This is a genomic window from Sulfuricystis multivorans (assembly GCF_003966565.1).
Classification (GTDB): domain Bacteria; phylum Pseudomonadota; class Gammaproteobacteria; order Burkholderiales; family Rhodocyclaceae; genus Sulfuricystis; species Sulfuricystis multivorans.
Genome location: NZ_AP018718.1, coordinates 126,481 through 153,108 on the forward strand (window position 1 = coordinate 126,481; position 26,628 = coordinate 153,108).

Annotated in this window: 28 protein-coding genes; 17 read left to right on the plus strand and 11 right to left on the minus strand. The window is 64.0% G+C overall.

The genetic code is table 11. The features are described from left to right. Positions 1-38: 38 nt before the first annotated feature. The 3 genes from EL335_RS00615 to EL335_RS00625 are packed head-to-tail and all read left to right on the plus strand — an operon-like array spanning position 39 to position 4,023. A complete protein-coding gene (locus EL335_RS00615; RefSeq protein WP_126443757.1) occupies positions 39-638 on the plus strand; it encodes a 5-formyltetrahydrofolate cyclo-ligase in 600 nt (199 codons plus the stop codon). Positions 639-685: 47 nt separating this feature from the next. Beyond that, positions 686-1,858, plus strand: coding sequence for an EAL and HDOD domain-containing protein (locus EL335_RS00620; protein WP_126443758.1), 1,173 nt, complete (start codon positions 686-688; stop codon positions 1,856-1,858). Positions 1,859-1,881: 23 nt separating this feature from the next. Next, a complete protein-coding gene (locus EL335_RS00625) occupies positions 1,882-4,023 on the plus strand; it encodes a sensor domain-containing protein (protein WP_126443759.1) in 2,142 nt (713 codons plus the stop codon). A gap of 29 nt (positions 4,024-4,052) precedes the next feature. Here the strand turns inward: EL335_RS00625 and EL335_RS00630 are convergent, their stop codons facing one another. The 8 genes from EL335_RS00630 to ftsY are packed head-to-tail and all read right to left on the minus strand — an operon-like array spanning position 4,053 to position 13,818. Further along, positions 4,053-5,180 carry a MalY/PatB family protein gene (locus tag EL335_RS00630; RefSeq protein ID WP_126443760.1) on the minus strand — a complete coding sequence of 376 codons (1,128 nt, stop codon included), beginning with the start codon at positions 5,178-5,180 and terminating at the stop codon, positions 4,053-4,055. After that, positions 5,177-5,998, minus strand: coding sequence for a cell division protein FtsX (locus EL335_RS00635; RefSeq protein ID WP_126443761.1), 822 nt, complete (start codon positions 5,996-5,998; stop codon positions 5,177-5,179). The genes EL335_RS00630 and EL335_RS00635 overlap by 4 nt, the downstream gene beginning before the upstream one ends. 10 nt (positions 5,999-6,008) lie before the next feature. Then, complete coding sequence (locus tag EL335_RS00640) at positions 6,009-8,069, minus strand: methyl-accepting chemotaxis protein (protein WP_126443762.1); 2,061 nt, start codon at positions 8,067-8,069, stop codon at positions 6,009-6,011. Positions 8,070-8,122: 53 nt separating this feature from the next. Continuing rightward, positions 8,123-8,683, minus strand: coding sequence for a CheB methylesterase domain-containing protein (locus EL335_RS00645; protein WP_126443763.1), 561 nt, complete (start codon positions 8,681-8,683; stop codon positions 8,123-8,125). Next, complete coding sequence (locus EL335_RS00650; RefSeq protein WP_126443764.1) at positions 8,680-9,471, minus strand: CheR family methyltransferase; 792 nt, start codon at positions 9,469-9,471, stop codon at positions 8,680-8,682. Before EL335_RS00650 ends, EL335_RS00645 begins: the two co-directional genes overlap by 4 nt. A 13-nt stretch (positions 9,472-9,484) precedes the next feature. Next, entirely contained in the window at positions 9,485-11,128 is a 1,644-nt protein-coding gene (locus EL335_RS00655; protein WP_126443765.1) for a methyl-accepting chemotaxis protein, read from the minus strand. Between the two features lie 48 nt (positions 11,129-11,176). Further along, positions 11,177-12,781, minus strand: coding sequence for an NAD(P)/FAD-dependent oxidoreductase (locus tag EL335_RS00660; protein WP_126443766.1), 1,605 nt, complete (start codon positions 12,779-12,781; stop codon positions 11,177-11,179). Then, the gene (ftsY, locus tag EL335_RS00665; protein ID WP_126443767.1) at positions 12,778-13,818 is read right to left on the minus strand and encodes a signal recognition particle-docking protein FtsY; all 1,041 of its coding nucleotides are present in this window, start codon (positions 13,816-13,818) and stop codon (positions 12,778-12,780) included. Before ftsY ends, EL335_RS00660 begins: the two co-directional genes overlap by 4 nt. A 72-nt stretch (positions 13,819-13,890) precedes the next feature. Here ftsY and EL335_RS00670 point away from each other — a divergent pair, with 72 nt between their 5' ends. From EL335_RS00670 to EL335_RS00685, 4 genes are read left to right on the plus strand one after another with little or no spacing between them, the layout of a single operon-like run. Beyond that, a complete protein-coding gene (locus tag EL335_RS00670) occupies positions 13,891-15,258 on the plus strand; it encodes a M16 family metallopeptidase (RefSeq protein WP_126443768.1) in 1,368 nt (455 codons plus the stop codon). An 11-nt stretch (positions 15,259-15,269) separates the two neighbouring features. After that, positions 15,270-16,556 carry a M16 family metallopeptidase gene (locus EL335_RS00675; protein WP_126443769.1) on the plus strand — a complete coding sequence of 429 codons (1,287 nt, stop codon included), beginning with the start codon at positions 15,270-15,272 and terminating at the stop codon, positions 16,554-16,556. Positions 16,557-16,596: 40 nt separating this feature from the next. Then, entirely contained in the window at positions 16,597-16,827 is a 231-nt protein-coding gene (locus EL335_RS00680) for a DUF4258 domain-containing protein (RefSeq protein ID WP_126443770.1), read from the plus strand. Beyond that, entirely contained in the window at positions 16,824-17,009 is a 186-nt protein-coding gene (locus EL335_RS00685; protein WP_126443771.1) for a DUF2283 domain-containing protein, read from the plus strand. Before EL335_RS00680 ends, EL335_RS00685 begins: the two co-directional genes overlap by 4 nt. 95 nt (positions 17,010-17,104) lie before the next feature. Here the strand turns inward: EL335_RS00685 and EL335_RS00690 are convergent, their stop codons facing one another. After that, entirely contained in the window at positions 17,105-17,665 is a 561-nt protein-coding gene (locus tag EL335_RS00690; protein ID WP_172599981.1) for a FlgO family outer membrane protein, read from the minus strand. Further along, a complete protein-coding gene (locus tag EL335_RS00695) occupies positions 17,662-18,333 on the minus strand; it encodes a hypothetical protein (RefSeq protein ID WP_126443772.1) in 672 nt (223 codons plus the stop codon). Before EL335_RS00695 ends, EL335_RS00690 begins: the two co-directional genes overlap by 4 nt. A gap of 143 nt (positions 18,334-18,476) precedes the next feature. Between EL335_RS00695 and EL335_RS00700 the strand changes: the two genes are divergently transcribed. The 6 genes from EL335_RS00700 to EL335_RS00725 all read left to right on the plus strand — a co-directional run bounded on the left by EL335_RS00700 (position 18,477) and on the right by EL335_RS00725 (position 21,524). Then, on the plus strand, positions 18,477-18,812 hold the full coding sequence (locus EL335_RS00700; protein ID WP_126443773.1) for a helix-turn-helix domain-containing protein: 336 nt from the start codon (positions 18,477-18,479) through the stop codon (positions 18,810-18,812). Positions 18,813-18,963: 151 nt separating this feature from the next. Further along, positions 18,964-19,533: a 16S rRNA (guanine(966)-N(2))-methyltransferase RsmD gene (gene rsmD, locus EL335_RS00705; RefSeq protein ID WP_348541420.1), complete on the plus strand. Its 570-nt coding sequence runs from the start codon at positions 18,964-18,966 to the stop codon at positions 19,531-19,533. Beyond that, positions 19,533-20,018, plus strand: a complete 486-nt coding sequence (gene coaD / locus EL335_RS00710; protein WP_126443774.1) for a pantetheine-phosphate adenylyltransferase — start codon at positions 19,533-19,535, stop codon at positions 20,016-20,018. The genes rsmD and coaD overlap by 1 nt, the downstream gene beginning before the upstream one ends. Before the next feature lie 22 nt (positions 20,019-20,040). Further along, positions 20,041-20,289 (plus strand): YfhL family 4Fe-4S dicluster ferredoxin, encoded by a 249-nt coding sequence (locus EL335_RS00715; protein WP_126443775.1) that lies wholly within the window; start codon positions 20,041-20,043, stop codon positions 20,287-20,289. An 82-nt stretch (positions 20,290-20,371) separates the two neighbouring features. After that, on the plus strand, positions 20,372-21,097 hold the full coding sequence (locus tag EL335_RS00720) for a TerC family protein (protein WP_126443776.1): 726 nt from the start codon (positions 20,372-20,374) through the stop codon (positions 21,095-21,097). A 1-nt stretch (position 21,098) separates the two neighbouring features. Beyond that, on the plus strand, positions 21,099-21,524 hold the full coding sequence (locus EL335_RS00725; protein WP_126443777.1) for a universal stress protein: 426 nt from the start codon (positions 21,099-21,101) through the stop codon (positions 21,522-21,524). Here the strand turns inward: EL335_RS00725 and mutM are convergent, their stop codons facing one another. Beyond that, the gene (mutM, locus tag EL335_RS00730; RefSeq protein ID WP_126443778.1) at positions 21,525-22,334 is read right to left on the minus strand and encodes a bifunctional DNA-formamidopyrimidine glycosylase/DNA-(apurinic or apyrimidinic site) lyase; all 810 of its coding nucleotides are present in this window, start codon (positions 22,332-22,334) and stop codon (positions 21,525-21,527) included. A gap of 67 nt (positions 22,335-22,401) precedes the next feature. Here mutM and EL335_RS00735 point away from each other — a divergent pair, with 67 nt between their 5' ends. The 4 genes from EL335_RS00735 (at position 22,402) to rpoH (ending at position 26,520) form a co-directional block, all read left to right on the plus strand. Next, complete coding sequence (locus tag EL335_RS00735) at positions 22,402-24,183, plus strand: tetratricopeptide repeat protein (protein WP_126443779.1); 1,782 nt, start codon at positions 22,402-22,404, stop codon at positions 24,181-24,183. A gap of 27 nt (positions 24,184-24,210) precedes the next feature. Further along, positions 24,211-24,696, plus strand: a complete 486-nt coding sequence (locus tag EL335_RS00740) for an outer membrane lipoprotein LolB (RefSeq protein ID WP_172599982.1) — start codon at positions 24,211-24,213, stop codon at positions 24,694-24,696. Next, positions 24,693-25,535 (plus strand): 4-(cytidine 5'-diphospho)-2-C-methyl-D-erythritol kinase, encoded by an 843-nt coding sequence (gene ispE / locus EL335_RS00745; protein ID WP_126443781.1) that lies wholly within the window; start codon positions 24,693-24,695, stop codon positions 25,533-25,535. The genes EL335_RS00740 and ispE overlap by 4 nt, the downstream gene beginning before the upstream one ends. Before the next feature lie 82 nt (positions 25,536-25,617). After that, positions 25,618-26,520 carry an RNA polymerase sigma factor RpoH gene (rpoH, locus tag EL335_RS00750; RefSeq protein WP_126443782.1) on the plus strand — a complete coding sequence of 301 codons (903 nt, stop codon included), beginning with the start codon at positions 25,618-25,620 and terminating at the stop codon, positions 26,518-26,520. Positions 26,521-26,628: the final 108 nt, after the last annotated feature.

Below are 26,628 nucleotides of genomic sequence, written 5' to 3' on the forward strand. Positions count from 1 at the left end.
CGGATCGTTTCAGATTAGCATAGTGCAAAGTCGTCACCATGACCGATCAAACCCGTCAAACCGCCGTTGATCCAGATGCCCTGCGGGCGATGCTGCGACGCGAGAAGATCGCCGCGCGGATGAGTCTGCCCGCCGCGGCGCACCGGGCGGCCTCCGTCGCCGTCTGCCATCACCTCGGTGAATATCTGCTCGCCCGGCCGGTCGGATCGATCGCCTTCTGCATGCCGATGCGCGGCGAGGTGGATTGCCGCCCGTTGATCGAACGGCTGCTCGATGCCGGCTGGCTGGCCGCGATGCCGGTGGTGCGACAGCTCGATGCGCCGATGGAGTTTTTCGCCTGGTGGCCGGCAGCGCCGATGACCGTCGATCCCTACGGCATCCCGGTGCCGTCCACTCATCGCACGCGTGATCCGGATGTCATGTTGCTGCCGCTCGTCGCCTTCGACGCGGCGGGTTATCGTCTCGGCTACGGCGGTGGCTATTTCGACCGCACGCTGGCGGCGATGAACCCACGGCCGTTTGCCATCGGCGTCGGTTTCGATCTGGGTGCGGTCGACGACCTGAAGCCCCAGCCGCACGACATCCCACTCGACCTGATCGTGACGGAAAGCGGAATACGCGCCTTCGAGCACCACTGATCGCGCGACTCGATGGCCAAGGAGTCATAGAAAATGGAGGTTGCCAGATGGAACCGTCGAACGCCCTTCCGTTGATTGCCCTGCAGCCGGTCTTCGATGCCCGGCATGCGTGGGTCGCCTTGCGGCTGACGGCCGCGCGCCCCTGCGAGAATGCCGACCTGGAGCGGTTGCTCGAGGATTTCTCGCTGGCTGGCGTGTTGAGCACGTTGCCTTGCATCGTGCCGGCGGACCCAATGCGCATCGATCCGAAACTGGCGAACGGCTTGCCGCGCGATCGCCTGATCCTGTTCTTCCCTTGGCAGACGGGGGCAGAGGCGACGCACCGCGAGGCACTGCAGAAACTACGCAAGGCGGGGTTCGGGCTGATGGCCTCCGGCATGCCGGACGAGGGTGCGGCACTGGCGCCGGAGATCACTTCCCTTGCGGTAGCCTGTCCCGGCAGCGCCGCGCCGGAACCTCTCGTCAGGTTGCTGCTCGAGCGTCCCGGTCCGCATCTGGCGTTGGGGACGACCGAGAAAGTCTGTCCGGGATTCTGCCGCTTCCACTGGCTGGCCGGGCACTACGCCGGAATGGCCTCGCCGGTGCTGAAAGGCGACCCGGCGATGCGCAGCCAGCTGCTGCGCCTCTTGGCGCTGATCACCGCCGATGCCGAGCTGGCCCAGATCGAGGCGGTATTCAAGCGCGATGCCTATTTGTCCTACAAGCTATTGAAACTCGTCAATTCGGTCGCCTTCATGCCGGGGCGGCGCATCGAGAATTTCGCCCAGGCGCTGATCATGCTCGGGCGGCGCCAGCTGTTGCGCTGGGTGACGCTGCTGCTGTTCGCGCGGCCGCAAGGCAGCGACGTCGCCAGCCCCTTGCTACCGCAGGCGGCGATGCGCGGTCGGCTGCTCGAATCGCTCGCCCGGCGACGCGGCATGACACATGATCAGTTCGATCAGGCCTTCATGACGGGCATGTTCTCGCTGCTCGACCAGCTGTTCGACCAGCCGCTGGCGGACATCCTCGCGCCGCTCAATCTCGTCGACGCCGTCGAAGAGGCACTCCTCGGCAGGCACGGAGAATTCGGCGCTTTCCTGAAAGCCGCCGAGACCGCCGAGCAAGGCGTATCACCGGCGCTGGCCGAAATGCTCGCCGCGCTGCGCATCGACCCTGAAGACTGGGCCGCGATGTTGATCGACGCGGCCGGCTGGGCGGCGGTGGTCGCCAAACAGGCCTGACGGGGCCGAAGACGGGGCCGGACATGGCCGAGCTCGAGAATCCCTTTCCCCTCCCGGCCATCCCCAATCCGGAACAGGCACGCGCACTGTGTGCGGCGGCGCGCGCAGTGCCTGGTGCCTGCCAGCTCGCCGGCCAGGTCGAGGTGCTCGATCAGGTCCATGAGTCGATCATCACGATGGACCTCTCCGGCCACATCACCGGCTGGAACAAGATGGCCGAGAAGATGTTCGGCTACACCGCCGAGGAAGCGATCGGCAAGCACATCCTGTTCCTCTATGCCGATCCCGATGCCGAAGAAGACGTGGAATTCCGCGAGGCGGCCTTTCTCGGTGAGAATGGCCATGAGATGGAAGTGCGCCGACGCCGCAAGTCGGGCGAGGTGTTCTGGGCGAGCCTGCAGCTTTCCCTGGCCCACGACGAGAACGGCCAGCCAGTCGGCATCGTCGGTTATCTGTCCGACATCACTGCGCGCATCGAGACCGAAAAGACCTTGCGGCTGCATGCGCGCATCTTCGAATTCAGCCAGGAGAGCATCCTGATCACCGGACCGGACCGGCGCATCCTGTCGGCGAATCCGGCATTCACGAAGATGACCGGCTACACGGAAGAGGAAGTGATCGGCCGGCTGCCGACGCTCTTGCGCTCGGCGCGGCATCCCTTGCATTTCTACGAAGAGCTGTGGCGGTGCGTCGACGAGACCGGCAGCTGGCATGGCGAAATCTGGACCCGCCGCAAGAACGGGGAGGATTTTCCGAGCTGGGCCTCGATCAGCCTGGTGCGCAATCGCGACGGGCGCATCTGCAATTATTTCTCGATCTTCGCCGACATCACGGAACGCAAGGCGGCCGAGGAGCGCATCCACCATCTGGCTTATTACGACAGCCTGACCGGCCTGCCCAACCGTGCGCTGTTGCACCGTCTGCTCGAACAGTCTCTCGCCGCCGCACGCCGCTACCGCCGCAGCGGCGCCCTGCTGTTCATCGACCTCAACCGCTTCAAGCCGATCAACGACAGCCTCGGCCATGCGGCGGGCGACCGGCTGTTGCAGCAAGTCGCCGAGCGCCTGCGCGCCACGGTGCGCACCGAGGATGTCGTCGCCCGACTCGGCGGCGACGAATTCGTCGTCGCGCTGTTCGACATCGCGCGCCGCGAGCATGCGGCGCGGGTGGCGCAGAAGGTGATCGAGGCGCTCGAACCGCCGTTCCACATCGAAGGACACACCCTGCGCGTCGGTGCCGCGATCGGTATCAGCATCTTCCCGCGCGATGGCAACACACCGGAAACCCTGCTGCGCATGGCCGACATCGCGATGTACCGCTGCAAGGAAACCGGCCAGACCGGTTACATGTTCTTCAGCCGCGAGATGAACCGTCATGCGCTCGAACGTCTGCGTCTCGAATCCGGGCTGCGCCAGGGCATTGCACGCAACGAGCTGCGCCTGCTCTATCAGCCCAAGATCGATGTCGCCACCGGTCGTATCGCCGGTGCCGAGGCGCTGGTGCGCTGGCAGAACCCCGATCTCGGCATGTTGCCGCCCGACGCCTTCATCCCGATCGCCGAAGAGACCGACCTGATCACCGATCTGACCGGCTGGGTGCTCGACGCCGCCTTGCAGCAGATGCGCGCCTGGGGGGAGGCTGGTTTGACGCCTTTGCGGATCGCGATCAATCTCTCGGCACGCGATTTCCAACCCGGCTTGGCAGAGCGGCTACAAGCCTTGCTGGAACGCCACCGCGTGGCGGCGGAGCAAGTGCAGCTCGAGATCACCGAAAGCCTGCTGACCCAGCGCAATGCCTTGGTCATTGAGTTGATCGAGCAGCTGGATGCGCTCGGCGTCTCACTGGCGCTCGACGATTTCGGCACCGGCTATTCGAGCCTTTCCTACCTGAAGCGCTTCCCGATCGACACCCTGAAGATCGACCGTTCGTTCGTCAAGGGTATCCCCGATGACGAGAACGACTGCGCGATCGCCCGGGCGATCATCAGCCTGGCACACAGCCTCGATCTGCATGTCGTCGCCGAAGGCGTCGAGACGCGGATGCAGCTCGAATTCCTCAGCCGGCTCGGTTGCCAAGAAATCCAGGGCTACCATTTCTCGCCGCCGGTGCCGCCGGCGACGTTCGAAGAGATGCTCAAAGCCGGCCTCACCTTGCCAGCGCGTTGAGCCGTGCTGCCAGCGCCGACTTTGGGGTCTCAGCCCGTGCAGGCCTTGCGGATGCGTTCCAGCGCCAGATCGAGCAAAGTGCGCGTCGTAGCAAAGTTGAGCCGGACATACTGCGCATAGGCCTCGCCTGGCCCGAAGGCGGCGCCGTCGGAGACGCCGACGCCGGCCTGTGCGAAGAATGTCGCCGGCCGGGCAACGCCAAGCTCACGGCAATCGAGCCATGCCAGGAAACTCGCTTCGACCCGTTCCATCGACAGACCGGGCAGCGCATTGACGACCTGTTCGACGCGTGCCGCATGGCTGCGCAAGGTATCCAGCAATTGCGCGCGCCAGGCGCCGCCCTCGCGCAGCGCCGCCTCGCAGGCAATGAGCCCGAGCAGGTTCGGCTGCGGCACGATGCCGCGTGCGGCGCCCTCGAAGGCACGCCGTAGCGCCGCATCGGGGATGATCGCCCAGGCGCAGCCCAGCCCGGCGAGATTGAAGGTCTTCGAAGGCGCCATCAGCGTGATCGTCCGCGCGGCGATTTCCGGCGCCAGCGTGGCGAACGGCGTGTGCCGTCCGGTGAGCGTCAGATCACAGTGGATCTCGTCCGAGCAGACCACGAGATCGTGCTTGTCGACCAGCGCGGCGAGCTGCCAGAGCTCGTCCGTGCGCCAGGCGCGCCCGACCGGGTTGTGCGGATGGCAAAGCAGGAACAGCCGAGCGCTGCGCATGATCGCATCGGCGGCAGCGAAATCCCAGCCCCACCCTGCCTCGCTCCTCACCAAGGGCAGCGTCAGCAGCCTGCGCCGTGCCTTGAGTGGCGCCGACAGGAAAGGCGGATAGACCGGTGTTGCCGTAAACACTCCATCGCCTTCCCTGCCGACCGCGCAGCAGGCGGCATGAAGGCCGGGAACCAGGCCCGGCAGCCAGACGATCCAGTCCGCTTCGATCAACCAGCCGTATTCTCGGGCGCAGTGGTCGATGATGGTTTCCAGCAACGAAGGCCACGGTTCGCCATAGCCGAACAGGCCGCTGGCGATGCGCCCTGCGAGCGCCTCGACGACCGCCGGCGGTGCCGGGAAATCCATGTCGGCGACCGTGAGCGGGATCACGTCGCGGCCGGCATATTGGCGCCAGCGCACCGAGTCTTGCGGCGGTGTGTATTCGAAGCTCATGTCCGTCGTCTGCGCCAGTCGACCGCCAGCGCTGCACAGCAGCCGCCGAGCAGGACGGAAATTCCCAGCAACGCGGCGCTCTCCAGCGCGTCAGGGAACCTGAGTGTGAATGTGGAGCCATATAGGCCGGCGAGTTCCGCGACCGGCAGCCGCAAGCCGAAAATCGCCGCGACGACGATCAGCCAGGCGATCAAACCGCCGCACAGGCCCAGCAGCACGCCTTGCCAAAGGAAGGAGGGGCGAACGATGGTCTCGTGGGCGAAAGCCTGCAGGCGCAAGGCGTTGAGGACCTGCGCGATCAGCGCTAGGCCCAGCAGGCCGGCCAGCAGCATACCGCCGGCCTTCAGCAGACGGTTGATCGCGGCCAGACGACGCGCCCAGTCGGCATCCATCTGAAGATGCTCGATCTCGCGCCATTGGCGCAGCGTCGCGGCCAGCGCCTCGAGAGTGGCCGGATCGTCATCGGCCGGCGTGACGACGATCGCGTCGGAGAAGGGGTTGTCCGGCAGCACGGCGAGGGCATCCGCCAAGCCCCCGGCGCCTTTCATGCGCGCAAGCGTGTCCTCGCGCGGAATCAGTCGGGTTTTCGCCACGCCGGGCTGGGCTTTCAGCTTCTGCTCGAGGATGAGCGCCGCCTTGCGCTCGACGCTCACGGGCAGGAACACGGTCAGCTCGGGGCTGGGCGCCACACCCTGCATGAGCAAGGCGACGGGTTTGAATAGCAGATAGCCGAGACTGGGCAGCGCGAGCAGCACGCCGATGCCGAGCATCGACAGCAGGGTATCGAAAGAAGCCGCGAACAACCGTGAATCTTTCACAAGCTCAGACTCAGACGTGGAACTGCCCTGCCAATACCTTCAGCTTTTCCGAAAGCACCTCGACCTTGCGCGCTGCCTGGCTCGATTCTTGAGCGACCTCGGTGGTGTGCGCGCTGCTGGCCGAGATGCGCTCCATGTTGCCGGCGATCTCGCGCGTCGCGCTGCTGGCTTCAGAAAGCGCCAGGCTGATCGACTGCACCGCAAGGCTCGCCTGCTGCACCGTGCGTTCGACCGCGGCGGCCATCTCGCCGGCCTGCGCCGCGCTCTTCGCGCCTTCGGAGACGCTCTGGCTGCTGGCCGCGACCTCGCTGGCCACCGCTTGGCTCACTTCCTGGATGCGCTGGATCATCGCGGCGATCTCCTGGGTCGAGTTGCCAGTGCGTTCCGCGAGCTTCCTGACTTCGTCGGCCACCACCGCGAAGCCGCGGCCCATCTCGCCCGCCCGCGCCGCCTCGATCGCCGCATTGAGCGCCAACAGGTTGGTTTGATCGGCGATCTCGCGGATCACCAGCACGACCCGGCTGATCTCCTCGGACATCGATGAGAGCTCGCCGATGCGCTGCTCGGTGGCGGCCACGACGTTGGCCGCGTTCAGGATGCGTTCGGCGGCGGCGCGGCTCACCGCGGCGCTCTCGCGCGTCGAGGACGAGGCGTTGTCGGCGGCCTGCAAGGCGGAGCTGGCATTGCTGCTCATCTCGTCGGAAGAAACCGAAAGCTCCTCGACCGCGGCGGCGATGCTCGAAATCGCCACCGATTGCGTTTCCGCCGCCTTGACGGTGGAGTCGTTCGCCGCCAATAGCTGCCGTGAGGACTGTTCGAGCGAGCGCGCGGTTTGTTGAACCAGACCAATGGCTTCGTGCAGCCGATTCTTCAGCATCGCGACGCCCGTGAGAATCGTCGCGAATTCGTCGTGGCCTTCGGCGCGGATCACCGGCGAGAGATCACCGCCGGCGATCGATGAGATCAACGCGACGGTTTCCTTGGCCTTGCGGCTGAGATGGAGCAGGATGCCCGCCGCGAGCGCCCCGCCGATCAGCACGGTGATGATGGCGATGATCAGGCTGCGCTGGGTTGCCGCGCTCGATCGAGCCTTCAGCTCGGCGAGCAGCTTCGGCGTCGCCTCATCGAGACGCTTGACCTCGTCGAGTAGCAGAGCGCGCATTTCGCGCCATTTCGGCGTTTCCGCCTTGTTGAGGCGCTCTTTGGCCTCATCGAGCTTGTTGGCCTTGACGAGCTCGAAGATCTCCTCGTGCAGCTTCTTCTGCTCGCCACGCAGCGCCGCGATGCGCGCCGGCAGCCCGGATTTGACGGTTTGCTGGTCGAGCGTGTCGGCGTGGTGCAGATTCTTCTCGAACGCTTCGGCGGCCTTCTGATAGTTCTCGTAGGCTTTCGGGTTTTCCGGATCGAGAATCACGTTGCGCAAGGCCTGCCCCATTTGCAGGCCTTGCGCATACAGCGCATAGAAGTCGCCGTGACGCTTGAGATCCTGCTCGAGGTAGCCGCGATAGGAAGATTCGATCCTACCCGCCGAGTAATGGCTCTCGATCAATGCACCGATCAGCAACACCATCACGATCGTCGCCACCAGGGCCAGCCGCTTGCCGATCGTCATGTCGTTGAACCAGCCCCAGGCGCTGGTGCGCTTCACCTGTCCCTCGTGGAGCCGGATCGACGGATCCTGCCGCATGCGCGCGTAAAGCGCTTCCGCGGCGGCGACTTCCTCGCGTGTCGGCTTGACGCGCACCGAGGTGTAACCACCGCCGGGCCGTGGGGTGACCGCGGCGCGCACCCAGTAATGGTCGCCGTTCTTGCAACGGTTCTTGACCAGGCCCGTCCACGGACGGCCCTGCTTGATCGTGGCCCACAGGTCGCGGAAGGCTTCCGGCGGCATGTCCGGATGGCGCACGATGTTCTGCGGCTGGCCGAGCAGCTCTTCTTCGGTAAAGCCGCTCACTGTGCAGAAATCGTCATTGACGAAGGTGATGCGCCCCTTCTCGTCGGTATGCGAGATGATCGCGATGTCGTCGGGATAGTGGCGTTCGACGCCGGTGATGGGCTGGTTGTTGCGCATGAATTCTCCCCGCGAGTGGAATCGGAACGATGACTATTTTTGCATGACAGCATTCATGATCGGGCGGCAATCCGCGCGGCGATCTCGGCAAGCGGCGCGACTTCGCTCAGCGCGCCGAGCTCGAAGGCCGCGCGCGGCATGCCATAGACGACGCAGCTTTGCTCATCCTGGCCGATGGTCCAGGCACCCTTCTCACGCATCGCCAGCAGTCCCTTGGCGCCATCCTTGCCCATGCCGGTCAGAATCACGCCGATCGCCTCGGGGCCGGCGGCTTCCGCGACGGAAAAGAACAAAGCGTCGGCCGAAGGCCGATGATGGCTCACCGGTGGATCGGCGGACAGCTCGAGGACGAAACCGGCGGCGCGGCGGCGCAACAGCAGGTGGAGATGCCCCGGCGCGAGATAGGCGCAGCCGCGCTGAGGGGTTTCTCCGCCCACGGCCTCGCTGACCTTGAGCGCCGTAGTCTGATCGAGACGGCGGGCGAATGCCTCTGTGAAGTTGCGCGGCATGTGCTGGACGATCAAGATCGGCGGCACATCGGCCGGCAGGGCGGAAAGCACCGTGTGCAAGGCTTCGGTGCCGCCGGTGGATGCGCCGATGGCGATGATCTTCATGGCGCGGGGCGATAGACAGTATGGCCCAGGGGCTGGAAAAGGTCGCTCGCATGCAGCAGACTTTCGGCATGGCCAGCGAAATAAAGGCCATCTGCGCCCAGCAGCGGGCGAAAGCGTTCGAGCAGGCGGCGCTGGGTGGCTTTGTCGAAATAGATCATCACATTGCGGCAAAACAGCGCCGCCAGTGGCGTGGGCACCGGCCAGTGGGCATCCATCAGATTGATCCTTCTGAAGCGCACGAGGCGCTTGAGCTCGTCGCGCACCCGCAAGCCCTCGCCGTCGGCGACGAAATAACGCTGCTTGCGCTCCGTCGACAGCGATCTCGTACGGTCGTTGTCATAGCGACCGGTGGCGGCGATGGCGAGCGCATGGCTGTCGATGTCGCTGGCGAGGATCTCTACCGGTGGATCGAGGCGCTCGAAGGTTTCGCAAGCCGTGATCGCGATCGAGTAAGGCTCTTCGCCGGTGGCGGCCGCGGCGCACCAGATGCGGATCGGTCTTCCCTGACGCGTGCGCAGATGGCGGCGCAGGACGTCGAAATGATGCGCCTCGCGGAAGAAAGTCGTGAAATTGGTGGTCAGCGCATTGACGAAGGCATCCCATTCATCTCTATCGCGCTCCAGCCGCGCAAGATACTCCCCGAATGTCGCCAGGCCGAGCGCGCGCAAGCGGCGGCTAAGACGGCTATAGACCATCTCGCGCTTGGCTTCCGAAAGCGCGATGCCGGCGTGACGATGGATCAGGCTACGGATGCGCTGGAAGTCTTCGGCCGTGAAGTGATAATCCATCGACACATGGAAGTCAGAGCTTGAAGCGGCCGGCGCTCGTGACGAGCCGATCGACGGATGTCTTCAACGCTTGTGCGGCGCTGGCGATGTTCTGCGTGCTCGTGGCCAGCTCCTCGGTGCCCTGCGAGACCTTTTCGACGCGGTTGGCGATGTCGCGGGCGGCGGCGGCTTGCTCTTTGAGCGTATTGCCGATGCCATCGACGGCGCTTTGCACCTGTGCCGAAGATTCTTCGATCGCGGCCACCGAAGCGCCGGCGCGCTGCGCCAGCGAAACCCCTTCTTCGACGCGCGCCACACTCTTCTCCATGCCGTCGGCCGCAGTGCGCGCGCTCGTCTGGATTTCCTCGATCATCCGCGTGATCTCGCCGGTCGAAGCGGCGGTGCGTTCGGCAAGCTTCCTCACTTCGTCGGCGACGACGGCAAAGCCGCGTCCCGATTCGCCCGCCCGCGCGGCTTCGATCGCCGCGTTCAGGGCGAGCAGGTTGGTCTGATCGGCGATCTCGCGGATGACATTGACGATGCCGCCGATCTTGCCCGAGACCTGTTCGAGGTTGCGAATGTCCGCCGCGGTCGCGATCACCCGTTCGGCGATGGCGTGGATTTCGCTGGCGGCTTGCTGGATCACCACGGCCGAATCGTGCGAGCGGCCGGCCGCCTCGAAGGCGATACGGCGGACGTCCTCGGCATGCGATTCGACCTGATCGATCGAGACCGAAAGCTCCTCTACCGCCGCCGCCATCGCGGATGCGGCCTCGGCCTGGCCGGTTGCTACGCCGCGGCCTTCCTGCGCTGCATGATCGAGAGTTTGCGCCTGTTCGCGCAGCACCTGGCTTTCCTTGCCGATCGTGCCGATCAGCCCAAGCAAGCTGGTTTGCATCTTGGCGAGCGTATCCAAAAGCCCGGCGATCTCGTCGCGGCCCCGCACTTCGATGTTTCTGGAAAGATCCCCCGAAGCGATGGTCTGGGCGATGACTTGCGCCTGCACAAGACCTTGCTTGAGGCGCTTGAGGGTCGCCCATCCCATCGCCGTGCCGATCGCGGCACCCAGCACGACGAGTGCGATGATCGCCTCGAGCATCATGCTGTTTCGCGCCTGCGCGGCGAGAGTGGCCTCATTCACCTTCTTTTCCAGATGTTCGCCATAAGCTTCGAGCGCAGCAGCGGTGGCGGCGTATTCCTCGCGTCCGGCGGCGAGCGCTTCTGCGGCGACCTGCGGCGACAGATCGTCGGCTTTCATCTTCGCCAGAATCTGGCGTGCGCGAGCGATCCAGGCGCCCCGTTTGGCTTCGAAAGCAGCGAACAGACGTTTGTCTTCCGGATCGTCGATCGTCGCTTTCACTTCGTTGAACAGCGCATCGAGCCGGACGGCGCGCTGTTCGATCGCCTGGAAATGGACATCGATCGGGTGATCGTGGATTTGCGCAAAGCCGCTACCGGGCGCATGTTGCAGCGCGAGCAGCATCTCCAGCCGGTTGGCCGCGAGCAGCCCGCGGAATTTGTCGAGCTTGACGAGGGCCACCACGCCTTCATCATGGACCTTCTGCAAATCGCGGGAAGCGGTATAAGAAGCAAACAGCGCCATTGCGGCCGCAAGATAGAAGATCAAGGTGGCAAAGGCGGCCCACAGCCAGGTGCGTTGGATGAGCGTCAGGGACATGTGGCGATTACTCCAAAGGGAACTGGCTCATTTTCCCAAGGCGATGGACTATCCATTTGCGGCAATAAGGGACAATGCCTCGGCTACTTCGATGCCATCGATTGCGGCAGAGAGAATGCCGCCGGCGTAGCCGGCGCCTTCGCCGGCCGGAAACAGGCCCTTGACGTTCACGCTCTGATAGTCCTTGCCTCGGGTGATGCGCACCGGCGACGAGGTGCGCGTCTCGACACCGGTGAGCACCGCATCGGGAAGCGCGAAGCCGCGGATCTGGCGGTCGAAGACGGGAATCGCCTCGCGTAGCGCGGCGATCGCGAATTCCGGCAGCGCGGCCGAAAGGTCAGCAGGCTTCACCTTCGGCTGATAGGAGGGGATGACCTCGCCGAGCGCTTCGGAGGGCCGGCCGGCCAGGAAGTCGCCAAGACGCTGGCCCGGCGCAGAGTAATCGCCGCCGCCGAGCTCGAAGGCACGGCGCTCCCAGCGGCGCTGGAACTCGACACCGGCGAGCACATCGGTCCCGCCGAAGTCGGCCGGGCCGACATTGACGACGAGCGCGGCGTTGGCGTTTCGCTCGGCGCGCGAATACTGGCTCATGCCGTTGGTGACGACGCAGCCCGGCTCGGAGGTCGCGGCGACGACCTGGCCGCCGGGGCACATGCAGAAGCTATAGACGTCGCGCCCGTTTTTCGCGTGATGGACGAGCTTGTAGTCCGCGGCGCCCAACAGCGGATGACCGGCGTATTTGCCGTAGCGGGCGCGGTCGATCGAGGCTTGCGGATGCTCGATGCGCAGGCCCACGGCAAAGGGCTTCGCTTCCATGAACACGCCGCGCCGGGCGAGCATCGCGAAAGTGTCGCGCGCGGAATGGCCCAGCGCCAGCACGACGTGGTCGGCACGGATCGTCTCGCCCGTCTGCAGGACGAGGCCGCGCAGGTGGCCGTCCTCGATGATGAGGTCTTCGACACGAGATTGAAAACGAATCTCGCCGCCCAGGGCCTCGATCTCGGCGCGCATCTTCTCGACCATCGAGACGAGCCGGAAGGTGCCGATGTGCGGGCGATTGACCCAGAGGATTTCTTCTGGCGCGCCGGCCTTGACGAACTCGCTGAGCACCTTGCGGGAAAGATGCCGTGGGTCGCGAATCTGCGTGTAGAGCTTGCCATCGGAAAACGTCCCGGCGCCGCCTTCGCCGAACTGGACGTTCGATTCGGGATGCAGCATGTGCCGGCGCCAGAGATCCCAGGTGTCCTTGGTGCGCTCGCGCACCTTCTTGCCGCGCTCGAGCACCAGGGGTCGAAAGCCCATCTGGGCGAGGATCAGCGCTGCGAAGATGCCGGCAGGGCCGAAGCCGACGACGACGGGGCGCAGGAAATCTCCCTGCGGCGCGCGGGTGACGAAGCGATAGCGCATGTCCGGCGTCGGCTTGACGTGCGGATCGTTGGCAAAGCGTGCCAGCACCGCCGCCTCGTTGGCGACTTCGAGATCGAGGCCATAGACGAATTGCGGAAAATCCTTTTTGCGCGCATCCGGGCTGCGTTTGAAGATTTCCAGCTTCAATAGCTCGGCAGGTCTGATGCCGAGCCGCTCAAGGACGGCGGCGGTGAGCTCCTCCGCCGTGTGCTCCAGCGGTAGTCTGAGTTCGGTGACCCTGATCACGCGCCGAACAACGCCGCGACGAACTCGCGCGCCTTGAACGGCTGCAGATCGTCGATGCCTTCGCCGACGCCGATGAAGCGCACCGGTTTCGGGCACTGGCGCGCGATCGCCGCGAGCACCCCGCCCTTGGCGGTGCCGTCGAGCTTGGTGACGATCAACCCCGTGACATCGATCGCCTTGTCGAAAGCCTTGACTTGGGCAATCGCGTTCTGGCCAATGTTGGCATCGAGCACCAAGAGCACTTCGTGCGGGCCAGTGGGTTCCGCCTTCTGGATCACACGGCGCACCTTACTGATCTCTTCCATCAGGTTGAGCTGTGTCGGCAGACGACCGGCGGTATCGGCCAACACGATGTCTAGTCCGCGCGCTCGCGCGGCGGCGATCGCATCGAACACCACCGCGGCCGGATCGCCGGAGAAACTCGACGGGCCGCCCCGAGAGTTTCTCGCCCCCTTGGGGGGAGAATCGAGCGAAGCGAGATTTGCGGGGGGGGCTGATGGCTGGCTGATCACGGTGACGTCGTTGCGGCGCCCCCACTCGATGAGCTGCTCGCGCGCCGCGGCGCGGAAGGTGTCGCCGGCGGCGAGCAACACGCGTTTGCCCTCGTTCTGGAAGCGGTGGGCGAGCTTGCCGATCGAGGTGGTCTTGCCGGCGCCATTGACCCCGGCGATCATGATGATGAACGGCTTGTGCGTGCCGACTTCGAGCGGCGCTTCCAATGGCTCGAGGAGTTCCGTCATCAGGTCGATCAGCGCCGCACGCAAGTCCGCAGGCGATTCGAGCTTTTCTTTCTTGACTTTCGCCTTGAGCCGATCGAGCAGCCATTGCGTCGCCTCGACGCCGCAATCGGCCATCAAGAGCGTCGCTTCGAGCTCTTCGAGCAGTTCATCGTCGATCTTCGTGCGCGAAAAGAGTTCGGAAAGCGGCGTGGTCAGCGCCGCGCGCGTCTTCGCCAGGCCGGCCTTGAGGCGCTGTGCCCAGGAGGGTCTGGCCGGCGCCTCTTCCGCGGGACGGTCTTTCTTCAGGAAACCAAACATGGGAGGAAATGTCACAAGAAGTTGCGCGCTATGATGCGCGATGCTCATTTTAAGCCAATGCTCTCGATCCCCATGAAAAATCGATCGATTTTCGTCTGCTTGCTCCTTGTGGCTGCCGTCTTGCCCTGGCCGGTTTTCGCCAATCCCTTCGAAACGAGGCTGGCCAACGGCTTGCGGGTGATCGTCAAGGAAGATCACCGCGCGCCGACTGCCGTGCATATGGTCTGGTATCGCGCCGGCAGCATGGACGAGAAGGACGGCACCTCGGGGGTTGCCCATGTGCTCGAGCACATGATGTTCAAGAGCACGAAGACCCTGAAAGCCGGCGAGTTCAACAAGCGGGTCGCCGCAGCGGGCGGACGCGACAATGCCTTCACCAGCCTCGATTACACGGCCTATTTCCAGATCGTGCCGAAAGAGGCGCTGCCCGAGATGATGCGCCTGGAGGCCGATCGGATGGCGAATCTCACGCTCAAACCCGAGGAATTCGCCAGCGAGATCGAAGTGGTCAAGGAAGAGCGGCGGCTGCGCACCGAAGACAACCCGCAGGCGCGTGTCCATGAAACGCTGAACGCCGCGGCTTTCATGGCCCATCCCTACCGCCGGCCGATCATCGGCTGGATGAACGATCTCGAACATATGACTTGGCGGGATGCGCGCCAGTGGTATCGAACTTGGTATGCGCCGAACAACGCCACTGTCGTCGTCGTCGGCGATGTCGATCATCGACAGGTGTTCAAGCTCGCCCAGGCAAGCTATGGGCGGCTTGCGGCCAAGCCCCTGCCGGAAAGGAAACCCCAGAAAGAGCCGCCGCAGAAGGGCGAACGGCGCGCGATCGTCAAGGCGCCCGCCGAGCTGCCGTATCTGTCGATGGCCTGGAAGGCGCCCAAGCTCGTCGATATCGACCAGGATCGCGAACCGTTCGCGCTCGAAGTGCTCGCGGCGCTGCTCGACGGCAACGACGCGGCGCGCCTGCCGAAGCATCTGGTGCGCGGCGAGAAGATCGCCCAATCGGCCTTCGCCGGCTACGACTCGATCCTGCGGGGCGAGGCTCTGTTCATGCTCGGCGGCCAGCCTGCCGCCGGCCGCAGCGTCGCCGAGCTCGAAGCCGCGTTGAAAGCCGAGATCGAGCGCATCCAGGAGGAAGGGGTCGGCGAGGAGGAATTGAAGCGCGTCAAGACCCAGGTCGTTGCCGCGCAAGTCTATAAGCGTGATTCGATGATGGCGCAGGCGATGGAGATCGGCCAGTTCATGGCGGCGGGTTTTTCCTGGCGCGACATCGACAAATTCATCGAAAAGATCAAGACCGTGACCGCCGAGGAAGTACAGGCGGTGGCAAAAAAATACTTCATCGACGACACGCTCACCATCGCCGTGCTCGACCCGCAACCGCTCGATACCGCGCAACCCAAACGGCGCGGCTTCGCGGTTCGTCATTGAAAGTGCCCACCATGCGTTTCCTGTTCGTTTTCCTGCTCGTTCTCACCAGCCAGGCCATCGCCGCGCCGAAGATCGAACATTGGACATTGCCCAACGGCGCGAAGATCTATTTCATCGAAAACCACGATCTGCCGATCCTCGACGTTGAGCTCGACTTTCCTGCCGGCAGCATCCGCAACCCGCCGGGCAAGGCCGGTGTGGCAAGCCTCACCGTGAGCCTCATCGATGCCGGTACGGCCGAGATGGACGAAGAGCACATCTCGGCGCGCCTGGTCGAGCTCGGCGCACGACTGACGACGAGTTCCGATCACGACAAGGCCAGCATCGTTCTTCGCACGCTCTCTTCCAAAGACGAGAAGGAAGGGGCGCTCGAGCTGATGCGTGCCGTGCTGTCAGCGCCGACTTTTCCCGCCGCCGCCTTCGAGCGTGAAAGGACGCGCAGCATCGCCGAGTTGAAAGAGGCCGACACCCAACCCGATGCGATCGCCGCGAAGCGTTTTGCCCAGGCGCTCTATCCGGCACACCCTTACGGCAATGTGCCGACACCGGAGAGTGTGGCGACGATCACACGCGATGATCTCGTCGCCTTCCACAGGGCACATTACACGGCCGCGGGCGCGGTGGTCTCGATCATCGGCGATGTCACGCGAAAGGAGGCCGAAGCGATCGCCGTGCGGCTCACCGAGGCTTTACCCAAAGGCGACGCCCCGCCGCCGCTGCCGGTCGTGCGCTTGCCCGAGCGGGCGACCATCGAGGTCGCGCATCCGGCCGAGCAGGCGCACATCCACATCGGGCTGCCCGCGATCCGGCGCAGCGCTAGCTCCGAATACTTCGCGCTGCTCGTCGGCAACTACACGCTCGGCGGCGGCGGCTTCGTCTCACGGCTGATGAAGGAAGTGCGCGAAAAGCGCGGCTACGCCTACAGCGTCTATTCCTACTTCGAGCCGCGTCTGCGCGAAGGGCCGTTCGAGATCGGCCTGCAGACCAAGCGCGAGCAGACGCAAGACGCGTTGAAAGTGGTCGATGAGGTATTGCAGAAATTTCTCGCCGAAGGGCCCACGCCGGAAGAACTCGCCGCGGCGAAGAAGCACCTGATCCAAGGCCAGGCGCTCAGGATCGACAGCAACGCGAAACTGCTCGGCTACCTCTCGCTGATCGGCTTCTACGATCTGCCACTCGATTACCTCGAGCGCTTTCCGAAAATGGTCGCGGCGGTGAAGCGTGAAGACGTCAAGGCCGCGTTCCGCCGCCATGTGCAACCGGAGCACCTCGTCACCGTGATCGTGGCGGGAAATTGAGCGCGCGTGCGAGCCCATTTGGGCTTAGACTAACCAACCAATGGATTGCGAACAGAGGGCAAAACGACGCAAGATTCAGCGCCAATGGATCGCCGCGACTTTGGAACATCCAGCCAGGACGGAAAACGATCCTGATGATCCTGAGCTTGCGCACGCACTGCGCCCCATTGCGGAACGCGGATTTCGCGTGCTGCGGGTCATCTACAATGAAAGGTGCGAACCGGTGCGCGTCGTGACGGTCTTTTTCGATGACGGAGTGACCGATCTATGAAGTTCGAATTCGATCCGGTGGCCGATGCCGCCTATATGGAAATCAGCGATGCCGAGATCGAGCGGTCGGAAAGCGTTCGCCCCGGCGTGGTGATCGATTACGACAAGGAAGGCAATGTGGTCGGGATCGAGCTGCTCTCAGTCAGTAAGCGCGCCAAGGCGCCCTTGCCCAAGGCAGCTTGACCGGCTGTGCCGCTTGCAGATGTTGCTGGAACATCGCATCACCGTGATCGTGGCGGGGAATTGAAGGAGACGGGGATTGGGGTCCCCGTCCCGTTTCAGCGGCTTCTCAACAAGGCTTTCGTCGAATTGTCGAGCGGCAGGACATAGTCCTGAACCGCGAGAACGATATTCGTCGCCGGCTGGATGACTTTCAGATTGACGAAAACGAATTCGTCGCTCTGACCGTAAGTGCCGACGATGACGGCCTGTGCATCGTGCGATTGCGCTAGGTCCTTGATCTCGCGGGTCAGCATCAGTTCGCCTTGGCTGCGTTTGACATACACGCTGTTTCGATACTTGAGTTCGATCATGCGGTAGCCGGCCTTGGTGAAGCGCGCCGAAACATGCTCCGAGATCAAACGGCCAAGTGTCGAAGATTGATCGAGATTGTCGATATTGACGACGGTGGCGATGATCAGCGGTTGGGTATTGGTCAATACTGGGTTCGCTTGCGCGAGCAAAGCTTCCGCCGCTTTATAGTTTGCGGGGATCAGCGGGTTGGCCGCAGCCTGTTCCCACGTGGGTTCCGGTTTGGGGGCCGGCGTATTCGAGCAGGCCGGCAGCCCCAGGGCGACACAGCAGAGTCCCGTCAGTCCGAAAAACCTTTTTGTCGTCATTCGCCGCCTCCCACCTTGATTTTCTGAGTCTGTGCGGCCAAGTTTTGATAAAGAGTCTTGTCGTTGTCGGCGACGTAATAAATGCTCGTATTGCGCGCCAGATAGCGGTTACCGTCATTGACGCCGGTCGTGACGATGATTTCGGTTTGGGGCGTTTCACCGGTGGCGAACTCGGAACGGAACCAGCTGTAGGCATCGCCGGCCACTATGGCTGCAGTCAGAGCACCTGCCCCCGTTGCTTCGACGGCATCCAACGCCCAAAGGCCAGTCGCCAAAGCCGTCGCCGTTCCGTGGTGCCGATACTGTGGACGGTTTGCGGAAAAGCTCACGACTTGGGTGTCGACCTCGACGTTCAGGGCGCCGTCAAGTCTTTTCATGACCGTCTGGCCATTCGCCACGAGCGACGAGATGAGCAGATTCTCGAATGCGCGGTCAAACGCAGATGCCCCGGGTTTGCGGACGACATGCAAGGGGCGCTTGTCGGGTAGGCTGGAGGCAATCCTGCTTGCGACATCCTTGGCGATGATGTCCCAGTGCGCTGCTGCCTGAATTTTTTCTTGTTTCGTCGAAGGGAAATTGGTTGCGAGCGGCGCCTCACTGAATGGCGCCGCGCAACCTGCAAGTATCGCCGCTGTAGCCAGTGCGGCACCCGTGGTATGAAATCTCATCGAAAGCCTCCCAAGTCCGTGATAGCTGATCCGTATAAACCTAATACGCCTAAATAAAAGGTAGGCATATCGCACCCTAACACAAAATCCCAAGAAGCTCAATCATTTCTGCTTGGCAATTCGCCAATCGGATTAGGTTTACTGTGCGCTACGAGCTCGCCCTCGCCATAGGCAAGACCATTGCCCGTTGGAGAAAAGCCCAAGGCATGACGCAGGAGCAACTGGCGTTGGCTTTGGATGTAGATCCGATAACCGTATCGCGATTCGAGAGGGGGGTAACTTTGCCGTCGCTGCCAACGCTGCATCGGATGTCCGGCATATTCGGAATCCCTCTCGCGAGATTGTTCGAAGATGCTCCGCTCGAAAATCGGCTGCGCAACGACGCGGAGTTGCTGGCAGCTTTGATGGGAAGTCTTTCCAATGCCGAAAAGGATTTTGTCTTCGAAATGATCAAACGATTTTGTGCGCTCAAGAAATAAAGCCGTTACGACCGCGACGAGGGAAGCAACATTTGACTGATCTCATGCCGAAACGATACCCATAGGGGTCGCAAGACTTTCCTCCAGGGCGCGGGCGTTTTCTCACTGCGACCGTGTCGTGTGTTGTCATGTCTGCGAAACGGCAGCAAAATTGCGCGCCATCCAATGGCAGACCGCCCACCCTTCCTCGATGAGCCGCATCCGCATCACTGGCGGCGCCTGGCGCAGCCGCCTGATTCGCGTCGCCGACACACCCGGCCTGCGGCCGACGCCGGATCGGGTGCGCGAGACGCTGTTCAACTGGCTCGGGCAGGATCTTTCCGGCTGGCATTGCCTGGATCTGTTCGCCGGCAGCGGCATCCTCGGCTTCGAGTGCGCTTCGCGCGGCGCGGCCGAGGTGGTGCTGATCGAGCGCGATCGAGGTGCATTTCACCGCCTCGAGGAAAATGCCGCGCTGTTCGACGGCGAGCGGCTGCGGCTCATACGGGCGGATGCGCTAGAATTTGCTACGCAATCGGCCGAAACTTTCGATCTGCTGCTGCTCGATCCGCCTTACCGGCAAGGCTGGCTGGAACGGGTGATGCCACTGCTGCCACGACTGGCCCGGCCGGGAATGCGGGTTTATGCGGAGGCCGAGCGGCGCATCGACGCCCTCGGCGAGTGGAAAACGGTAAAGCGCGGCCAGGCCGGCCAGGTCTTCTATCATTTGCTGGAGCGTTGATGAACATCGCCGTCTATCCGGGTACTTTCGACCCCTTCACGCGGGGGCACGAGGATCTGGTGCGTCGCGCCGCGCGGCTCTTTTCCCGCGTCATCGTCGGCATCGCCGCCAGCCCCAGCAAGCGGCCGTTGTTTACGCTCGACGAGCGGGTCGAGATCGCCCGTGAATTGTGCGCCGATCTGCCCAATGTCGAAGTGTATGGCTTTACCGGCCTGCTGATGGATTTCTTGCGCGAGCGAAGGGCACGGATCATCATGCGCGGCCTGCGCGCCGCCTCCGATTTCGAGTATGAATTCCAGATGGCGGGAATGAACCGCGTGCTGCATCCCGACATCGACACCTTGTTTTTGACGCCGGGCGAACAATATATGTTCATCTCGGCGACAATGGTTAGGGAGATCGCGAGCCTGGGGGGCGATGTCTCTAAGTTCGTGCATCCGCTGGTCGCCAAACGGCTGACGGAGAAGTTTTGCAAACGTTCTTGATGAAAGCGAGAGGAAGCAAGCCATGGCCCTGATGATCACCGACGAATGCATCAACTGCGATGTCTGCGAGCCCGAATGCCCCAACGGCGCAATTTCGCAGGGTGATGAGATTTACGTCATCGATCCCAACAAGTGCACCGAATGCGTCGGCCACTTCGACACCCCCCAGTGCATCGAGGTCTGCCCGGTCGACTGCATCATCAAAGACCCGAACCATCCCGAGACCAAGGACCAGCTGCTGGCGAAGTTCAAGAAGCTGACGGGGGGCTGAAATCGCCTCGGCGCTTTCCAGCGCTATTCGGGCGCCTTGCGAGGCGCCCGCTTTCGTTCTCTGGAGCCGGGGATAAATGTCGATGGAACTGGCCTCGCCCGCTTTCTGGATCGCCGTGCTGCAGATCGTCGCGATCGACATCCTGCTCGGCGGCGACAATGCGGTGGTCATCGCACTGGCCTGCCGCAAGCTGCCCGAGGCGCAGCGCAGGTTGGGCATCTTCTGGGGGGTGGCGGGCGCTATTGTGCTTCGCATCGTGATGATCTTCTTCGCGCTCAAGCTGCTCGAAGTGCCCTGGCTGAAGACCGTCGGTGCGCTGCTGCTGGTGTGGATCGGCATCAAGCTCTTGCAACCGGAAGAGGAAGGACACGGTGAAGTGGCCGCGGCGGCCTCGCTGGCCGCAGCGATCAAGACGATCATCGTCGCCGATGCGGTGATGAGCCTCGACAATGTGATCGCAGTCGCCGCCGCGGCGCACGGCAGCTTGCTGCTGGTCGTGTTCGGCATCTTGGTCTCGATCCCGATCGTCGTCTGGGGCAGCCAGCTGGTGCTGAAACTGATGGATCGCTATCCTGTAGTCATCACCGGCGGCGGCGCGCTGCTCGGCTGGATCGGTGGTGGCATGATCGTCTCCGATCCTGCGCTGCCGAAAGAGCTGTTCGCCAGCCTGCCCTATCCGAAATACCTTCTGGCATCCCTCGGCGCCTTGCTGGTCGTCGTCATTGGCAAGTGGCTGGCGACGCGCACGCTCAGATTGCGGCCGGCGAAAGCGCCCGAGGATCTGCTGGCGGAAGAGAAGGAGAGCTGAGATGGCGAACTGGCTCGTGCCCGTCGATGGCGATGCGATCTCGCTCAAGCCGATCGATTGGATCATCAGTCACCGCGACGAATGGAAAACGTTGCCGACGATCCATCTGCTCAACGTGCAGCCGCCGCTGACTGGCGACGTCGGTCGCTTCGTCAATGCCGAACAGATCCGCGACTTCCATCGCGAGGAAGGCTTGAAGGCGCTCGCCGAGGCGAAAGGCCGGCTCGAAGCGGCGGGCATCGTGCCACGACTGCACGTCTCGGTCGGCAGTAGTGCCGAGATCATCATCGCTTATGCCAAGGACATCGGCAGTGAGATGATCCTGCTCGGCACGCGCGGCCATACGGGGATCGGCGGCACGCTGCTCGGCTCGGTGGCAAGCCGTGTCGTCGCGCATGCCCCGGTGCCGGTGCTCTTGATCCGCTGATCAGCGCTGGCAGCGCGGACAGAAATACGTTGCCCGCTGCCCTTGGCGGATTTGTCGGGTCGTCGCGCCACAACGCGGGCAGGCTTCGCCCGCGCGGCCATAGACCTGGTGGTGCACCTGGAAATCGCCCAGGCCCTCCGGCCCGCAGAAATCGCGCAGCGTGCTGCCGCCGGCGCGGATCGCGGCGCGCAGCGTCGCCTTGATCGCGAAAACCAGCCGTTCGAGCCGTGCCAATGAAATGCTGCCTGCGGCGCGGCGCGGATCGATGCCGGCCAGGAACAGGCTCTCCGATGCATAGATGTTGCCGATGCCGACGATCAGGCGGCTGTCCATCAGCGCCGGCTTGATCGCGACACGTTTGCCGGCGAGCGCTTGCTGCAGCCATTGCGGGGTGAAGTCGCGCGAAAGCGGCTCGATGCCGAGAGCCGCCAGGAGCGGATGCGCCAGCGGATCGTCCTCCAGCCAAAGCAGCGCGCCGAAGCGGCGTGGGTCGGTGAGCCGCAGGACGTCTTCACCGAAGACGAAATCGGCATGATCGTGGCGATGGGCCTTCGTTCCAGGCGCAACGAAGCGTAAGCTGCCCGACATGCCCAGATGGATCAAGAGATGCCCGCTCGCAAAGTCGAGCAGCAGATACTTGCCGCGGCGCTTCGCCGTCACCAGCGTGCGGCCGGCCAGGCGTCGGGCGAGCCCGGCGGGAACCGGATAGCGCAAACTCGGCGCTCGCAGCACGGCACGGGTAAGCCGCCGACCTTTGAGGCGCTTTTCGATGCCGCGCCGGGTGACTTCGACTTCGGGGAGCTCAGGCATGAAGCGGGTGGGAAACTGCTAACATGACGCCATTGTAGACGCACGTTTCCGCCTGCCGGATCGCATCATGATGAAATCCTTGCCGCTGCCTTTACTTCTCGCCACCGCCTTTCTCACTGGTTGCGCATCCCTGCAGCCGGCGTCCCGAACGTCGGTCGCGGCGCAGGTGAGTCAAGCGCAGTCGGCGGTTCAGACGAAAGAAGGCGAAGCGGCGAAAGAGGCGGCTGAAGCTGCCGAGCGCGCGCGGCTGCCAAAGCAGGCGCTCACGCCGCAGCTGCTGCAGGAATTCCTGCTCGCGGAAATCGCTGCGCGGCGCGGCCGGCTCGTCGAGGCAAGCGATCTGTATCTCGATCTTGCCCGTCGGACGCGCGATCCGCGCATCGCCCGGCGGGCGACCGAGATCGCCCTGCACGGTCGCCGTGTCGAAACCGCGCTCGCCGCATCGAGCCTCTGGCTGGAAAGCGATCCGGACTCTCCGGCCGCCCGACAGGCGTGGATTGGCCTGTTGGCCGCTGCGGGTCGATTCGAGGAGCTGAAAGTCGCGCTGCCCGCTTGGCTTACGGCCGATGCGCGGCAGCTGCCGGCCAATCTGCTGCGTCTGAATCGGCTGTTTGCCCGTGGCGGCGACCGCAAGGCGGTGCGCGAAATCGTCGAGCAGGTCACGACGCCATATCTCGATCTTCCCGAGGCGCATTTCGCCAGGGCCCAAGCCGCCTTCGAGGCGCGCGAGCTGGTTGCCGCCCGAGCAGCGCTCGAGCGCGCGCTGGAGCTCAAGCCCGATTGGGAGCTCGCCGCGCTGTTTCGGGCCCAGATCACCGCGAATCATGCCGAGGCGATGAAAGCGCTCGGCCAGTTCGTCGCGGCCAATCCGCAGGCACGCGAGGCGCGCCTCGCTTATGCGCGGGCGCTGGCCAACGACCGACGCTATGAGGAGGCGCGGCGCGAATTCCGCGCCCTGCTCGAGCAAGGTGCGCTCGATCCTGCCAAGAACGGCGATATCGTCTTCGCCGTCGCGGTGCTCTCATTGCAGCTCAATGACACGCAGGAAGCCGAGAAACATCTGCGCCGCATCGTCGAGATCGATCATCCCGAAGCCGACCGGGCGCGTTTCTTCCTCGGCCAGATCGCCGAAGGTGAAAAGCGCTGGGGCGATGCGCTCAAATGGTTCGATGCGGTCGGCCGCGGCGAGCATTACCTGCCGGCGCGATTGCATGCCGCGAGTGTGCTGGCCAAGCAAGGCAAGCTCGATGCCGCGCGCGAGGTCCTGCATGCCGCCGAAGCCGCCACGCCGCGCGAGCGCGTGCAACTCATCATCGGCGAGGCGCAGCTCTTGCGCGAGGCCGGGCGCATCGCCGATGCTTATGCGGTGCTCATCGCCGCGCTGGAACGCCAGCCCGACGTGCCCGAGCTCCTCTACGAGGCGGGGCTAATCGCCGAGCGGCTCGGCCGTGTCGACGAGATGGAAAGCCGTCTGCGCCGCCTGATCGAGATCCGCCCCGACCATGCGCATGCCTACAATGCCTTGGGCTTCTCGCTGGCCGACCGCAACCTGCGGCTTACCGAAGCGCGCGCACTGATCGACAAGGCACTGGAGCTTGCGCCGGACGATCCGTACATCCTCGACAGCAAGGGCTGGGTGCTGTTCCGGCAGGGCGAGCCGCAGGCGGCGCTCGAAGCGCTGCAGCGCGCCTATGCTCTGCGCGCCGATCCCGAGATCGCCGCCCATCTCGGCGAGGTGCTCTGGACGCTCGGCCGCAAGGAGGAAGCACGCCAGACCTGGGAGAAGGCGCGCCGGGAGCATCCCGGCAACGAAGTGCTCGCCGAGACCATCGAGCGTTTCTCGCGCTGACCCATGCGGCGCCGGGCATTTCTGGCCATGTTGCCGCTTCTGGCCGGCTGCGCCGCGGCCCCGGTCGCGCCACACCGACCTTTGCCGGGGGAAGTCTCGCAGTTCTCCATCGACGGCCGCCTCGCCGTGCGACGAGGCGAGGTGCGCCATCACGCCAATCTCGATTGGCGACACACCCCTGCAAGCGATGTCATCCTGCTGTCAACGCCGCTGGGTCAGGGGCTGGCTGAACTGGTGCGCGATGCCTCCGGCGCGCGGCTTGTGCTTGCCGATGGCCGCACGCATACGGCCGACGACTGGAATGCGCTGGCGCGGGAAGTGTTCGGCGTCGCGTTGCCGCTCAATGGCGCCGCGCGCTGGCTGCTGGGCGATCTTGCCGACACCGAAGGCTGGCGTGTCGAGATCCTCGAACGGGCAAGCGGCGCGCCCGACGGTCTGCCGACGCTGATCGAGCTTTCGCGCGACGACATCGTGGTGCGGCTCAAGATCGACGCATGGCAGGAGGTGAAATGAGCGCGTGGGATCGCGTCTGGCCGGCGCCGGCCAAGCTGAACCTATTCCTGCACGTCGTCGGCCGGCGGGCCGACGGCTACCACCTGCTGCAGACGGTGTTCCGGTTCATCGATCTTGCCGACACGCTGCGCTTTACGCCGCGCAGCGACGGGCGCATCGTGCTGGCCACCCCGACGCCGGGCGTTGCGCCGGAACAAGATCTGGTGGTGCGCGCGGCAAAGATGTTGAAAGTCGGCGCTGGTGGAACGGCACTGGGTGCGACCATCCACCTCGAAAAACGCATCCCGATGGGCGGGGGTTTAGGCGGCGGAAGTTCCGATGCCGCCACCACGTTGATCGCCCTCAACCGGCTCTGGGGTCTGAATCTGCCGCGCGAACGCTTGCAGGAAATCGGCCTGCACTTGGGCGCCGACGTGCCGGTATTCATCCACGGCCGCAACTGCTTCGCCGAAGGCGTCGGCGAGCGCTTCACCGTCGTTACGGTGCCCGATGCCTGGTATCTGCTGAGCTTTCCGCCGGTCGAGGTGCCCACGGCGACAATCTTCCGAGCACCGAACCTCCAGCGCGCGACCCCGGCGATTCGTCCTGCCGACTGGCGGCCAGGCTTCGGCCACAACGATCTCGAGCCGGTGGCCTGCGCGCTCTACCCCGAGGTGGCGCGGCATCTGGCCGAACTTCGCCGCTTCGGCGATGCGCGCATGACCGGCTCGGGCGCCTGCTGTTTCGTCAGTTTCAAGACGCGTGCCGAAGCCGAACAGGCTCGCCAGGCATTGCCTGCCGATTTCCGCACCGAAATCATTCGGGGGCTCCCCTTGCACCCGTTGGCAAAACTTGAGTAATATAGTCAGGAACTTTCCGCGATTAGCACTCTCGAACGCAGAGTGCTAACATTGAACTGAAAAATTTCAGAAGGAGACCGACATGAGCCACGCATTGACCCTAGCCCAATTTCCGGTTCCCTCCGCAAGCAGCAGTCTCGAAGCCTATATCGCGGCCGCCAATCGTTTCCCGATGCTCAGCGAAGCGGAAGAGCAGCGCTTGGCGCGGCGCTTCCGTGACGAGGGCGATCTCGATGCCGCGCGGCAATTGGTTCTCTCCCACCTGCGGCTGGTGATCGCCGTCGCGCGCGGCTATCTCGGCTATGGCCTGCCGCATGCCGACCTGATCCAGGAAGGCAATATCGGTCTCATGAAAGCCGTCAAACGTTTCGATCCCGACCGCGGCGTGCGGCTGGTGTCGTTCGCGCTGCACTGGATCAAGGCCGAGATCCACGAATACATCCTGAAGAACTGGCGGCTCGTCAAGGTTGCGACGACCAAGGCGCAGAGGAAGCTGTTCTTCAACCTGCGCAGCATGAAGTCCGCGCTCGCCCACGATGCCCAGAGCGAGGCTGGCTTCGCCAGTCTCAGCCCGGCGGAAGTCAAATCCGTGGCACGTCAGCTCGGCGTCAAACCGGAAGAAGTCGTCGAGATGGAAACGCGCATGAATGGCGCCGACATCTCGCTCGAACCGCTGACCGACGACGAAGACGAGTCTTTCGCGCCGATCGCTTATCTCGCGGCCGATGCGAGCGTCGAGCCCTCGGTCCAGCTCGAACGCAAGGAGCGTGACCGGCTGCACGACACGGGTCTTGCCGAAGCGCTCGCCAAGCTCGACGAGCGCAGCCGCGACATCGTCAAGCGCCGCTGGCTGGTCGAAGACGGCGAGGAAGCGGCGACGCTGCACGAGCTGGCTGCCGAATATGGCGTCTCGGCAGAGCGCATCCGCCAGATCGAGGCGAAGGCGATGCAGAAAATGCGTGGCGTGCTCGCCGCGCGGATGTGATCCTCTTGAGGAGCGAACGATGGGCCGCTACTGCGGCCCATGTTCGTTCCGAGCCGCTTTCCAGTTCCGCCAGCGCGGACTCATGTCCGAAGCGCGTTGCCATGCCAC

What these genes read in the sequence shown, in the direction of transcription:
- EL335_RS00725 (WP_126443777.1), top strand. Translation starts at nt 21,099, where the DNA reads ATGGCGAACTGGCTCGTGCCCGTCGATGGCGATGCGATCTCGCTCAAG.
- EL335_RS00640 (WP_126443762.1), bottom strand. Translation starts at nt 8,069, where the DNA reads ATGCGCAACAACCAGCCCATCACCGGCGTCGAACGCCACTATCCCGAC.
- coaD (WP_126443774.1), top strand. Translation starts at nt 19,533, where the DNA reads ATGAACATCGCCGTCTATCCGGGTACTTTCGACCCCTTCACGCGGGGG.
- EL335_RS00690 (WP_172599981.1), bottom strand. Translation starts at nt 17,665, where the DNA reads ATGACGACAAAAAGGTTTTTCGGACTGACGGGACTCTGCTGTGTCGCC.
- EL335_RS00680 (WP_126443770.1), top strand. Translation starts at nt 16,597, where the DNA reads ATGGATTGCGAACAGAGGGCAAAACGACGCAAGATTCAGCGCCAATGG.
- EL335_RS00695 (WP_126443772.1), bottom strand. Translation starts at nt 18,333, where the DNA reads ATGAGATTTCATACCACGGGTGCCGCACTGGCTACAGCGGCGATACTT.
- EL335_RS00630 (WP_126443760.1), bottom strand. Translation starts at nt 5,180, where the DNA reads ATGAGCTTCGAATACACACCGCCGCAAGACTCGGTGCGCTGGCGCCAA.
- ispE (WP_126443781.1), top strand. Translation starts at nt 24,693, where the DNA reads ATGAGCGCGTGGGATCGCGTCTGGCCGGCGCCGGCCAAGCTGAACCTA.
- EL335_RS00735 (WP_126443779.1), top strand. Translation starts at nt 22,402, where the DNA reads ATGATGAAATCCTTGCCGCTGCCTTTACTTCTCGCCACCGCCTTTCTC.
- EL335_RS00655 (WP_126443765.1), bottom strand. Translation starts at nt 11,128, where the DNA reads ATGTCCCTGACGCTCATCCAACGCACCTGGCTGTGGGCCGCCTTTGCC.
- mutM (WP_126443778.1), bottom strand. Translation starts at nt 22,334, where the DNA reads ATGCCTGAGCTCCCCGAAGTCGAAGTCACCCGGCGCGGCATCGAAAAG.
- EL335_RS00645 (WP_126443763.1), bottom strand. Translation starts at nt 8,683, where the DNA reads ATGAAGATCATCGCCATCGGCGCATCCACCGGCGGCACCGAAGCCTTG.
- EL335_RS00650 (WP_126443764.1), bottom strand. Translation starts at nt 9,471, where the DNA reads ATGGATTATCACTTCACGGCCGAAGACTTCCAGCGCATCCGTAGCCTG.
- EL335_RS00620 (WP_126443758.1), top strand. Translation starts at nt 686, where the DNA reads ATGGAACCGTCGAACGCCCTTCCGTTGATTGCCCTGCAGCCGGTCTTC.
- EL335_RS00615 (WP_126443757.1), top strand. Translation starts at nt 39, where the DNA reads ATGACCGATCAAACCCGTCAAACCGCCGTTGATCCAGATGCCCTGCGG.
- EL335_RS00720 (WP_126443776.1), top strand. Translation starts at nt 20,372, where the DNA reads ATGGAACTGGCCTCGCCCGCTTTCTGGATCGCCGTGCTGCAGATCGTC.
- EL335_RS00675 (WP_126443769.1), top strand. Translation starts at nt 15,270, where the DNA reads ATGCGTTTCCTGTTCGTTTTCCTGCTCGTTCTCACCAGCCAGGCCATC.
- ftsY (WP_126443767.1), bottom strand. Translation starts at nt 13,818, where the DNA reads ATGTTTGGTTTCCTGAAGAAAGACCGTCCCGCGGAAGAGGCGCCGGCC.
- rpoH (WP_126443782.1), top strand. Translation starts at nt 25,618, where the DNA reads ATGAGCCACGCATTGACCCTAGCCCAATTTCCGGTTCCCTCCGCAAGC.
- EL335_RS00685 (WP_126443771.1), top strand. Translation starts at nt 16,824, where the DNA reads ATGAAGTTCGAATTCGATCCGGTGGCCGATGCCGCCTATATGGAAATC.
- EL335_RS00670 (WP_126443768.1), top strand. Translation starts at nt 13,891, where the DNA reads ATGAAAAATCGATCGATTTTCGTCTGCTTGCTCCTTGTGGCTGCCGTC.
- EL335_RS00625 (WP_126443759.1), top strand. Translation starts at nt 1,882, where the DNA reads ATGGCCGAGCTCGAGAATCCCTTTCCCCTCCCGGCCATCCCCAATCCG.
- EL335_RS00715 (WP_126443775.1), top strand. Translation starts at nt 20,041, where the DNA reads ATGGCCCTGATGATCACCGACGAATGCATCAACTGCGATGTCTGCGAG.
- EL335_RS00740 (WP_172599982.1), top strand. Translation starts at nt 24,211, where the DNA reads ATGTTGCCGCTTCTGGCCGGCTGCGCCGCGGCCCCGGTCGCGCCACAC.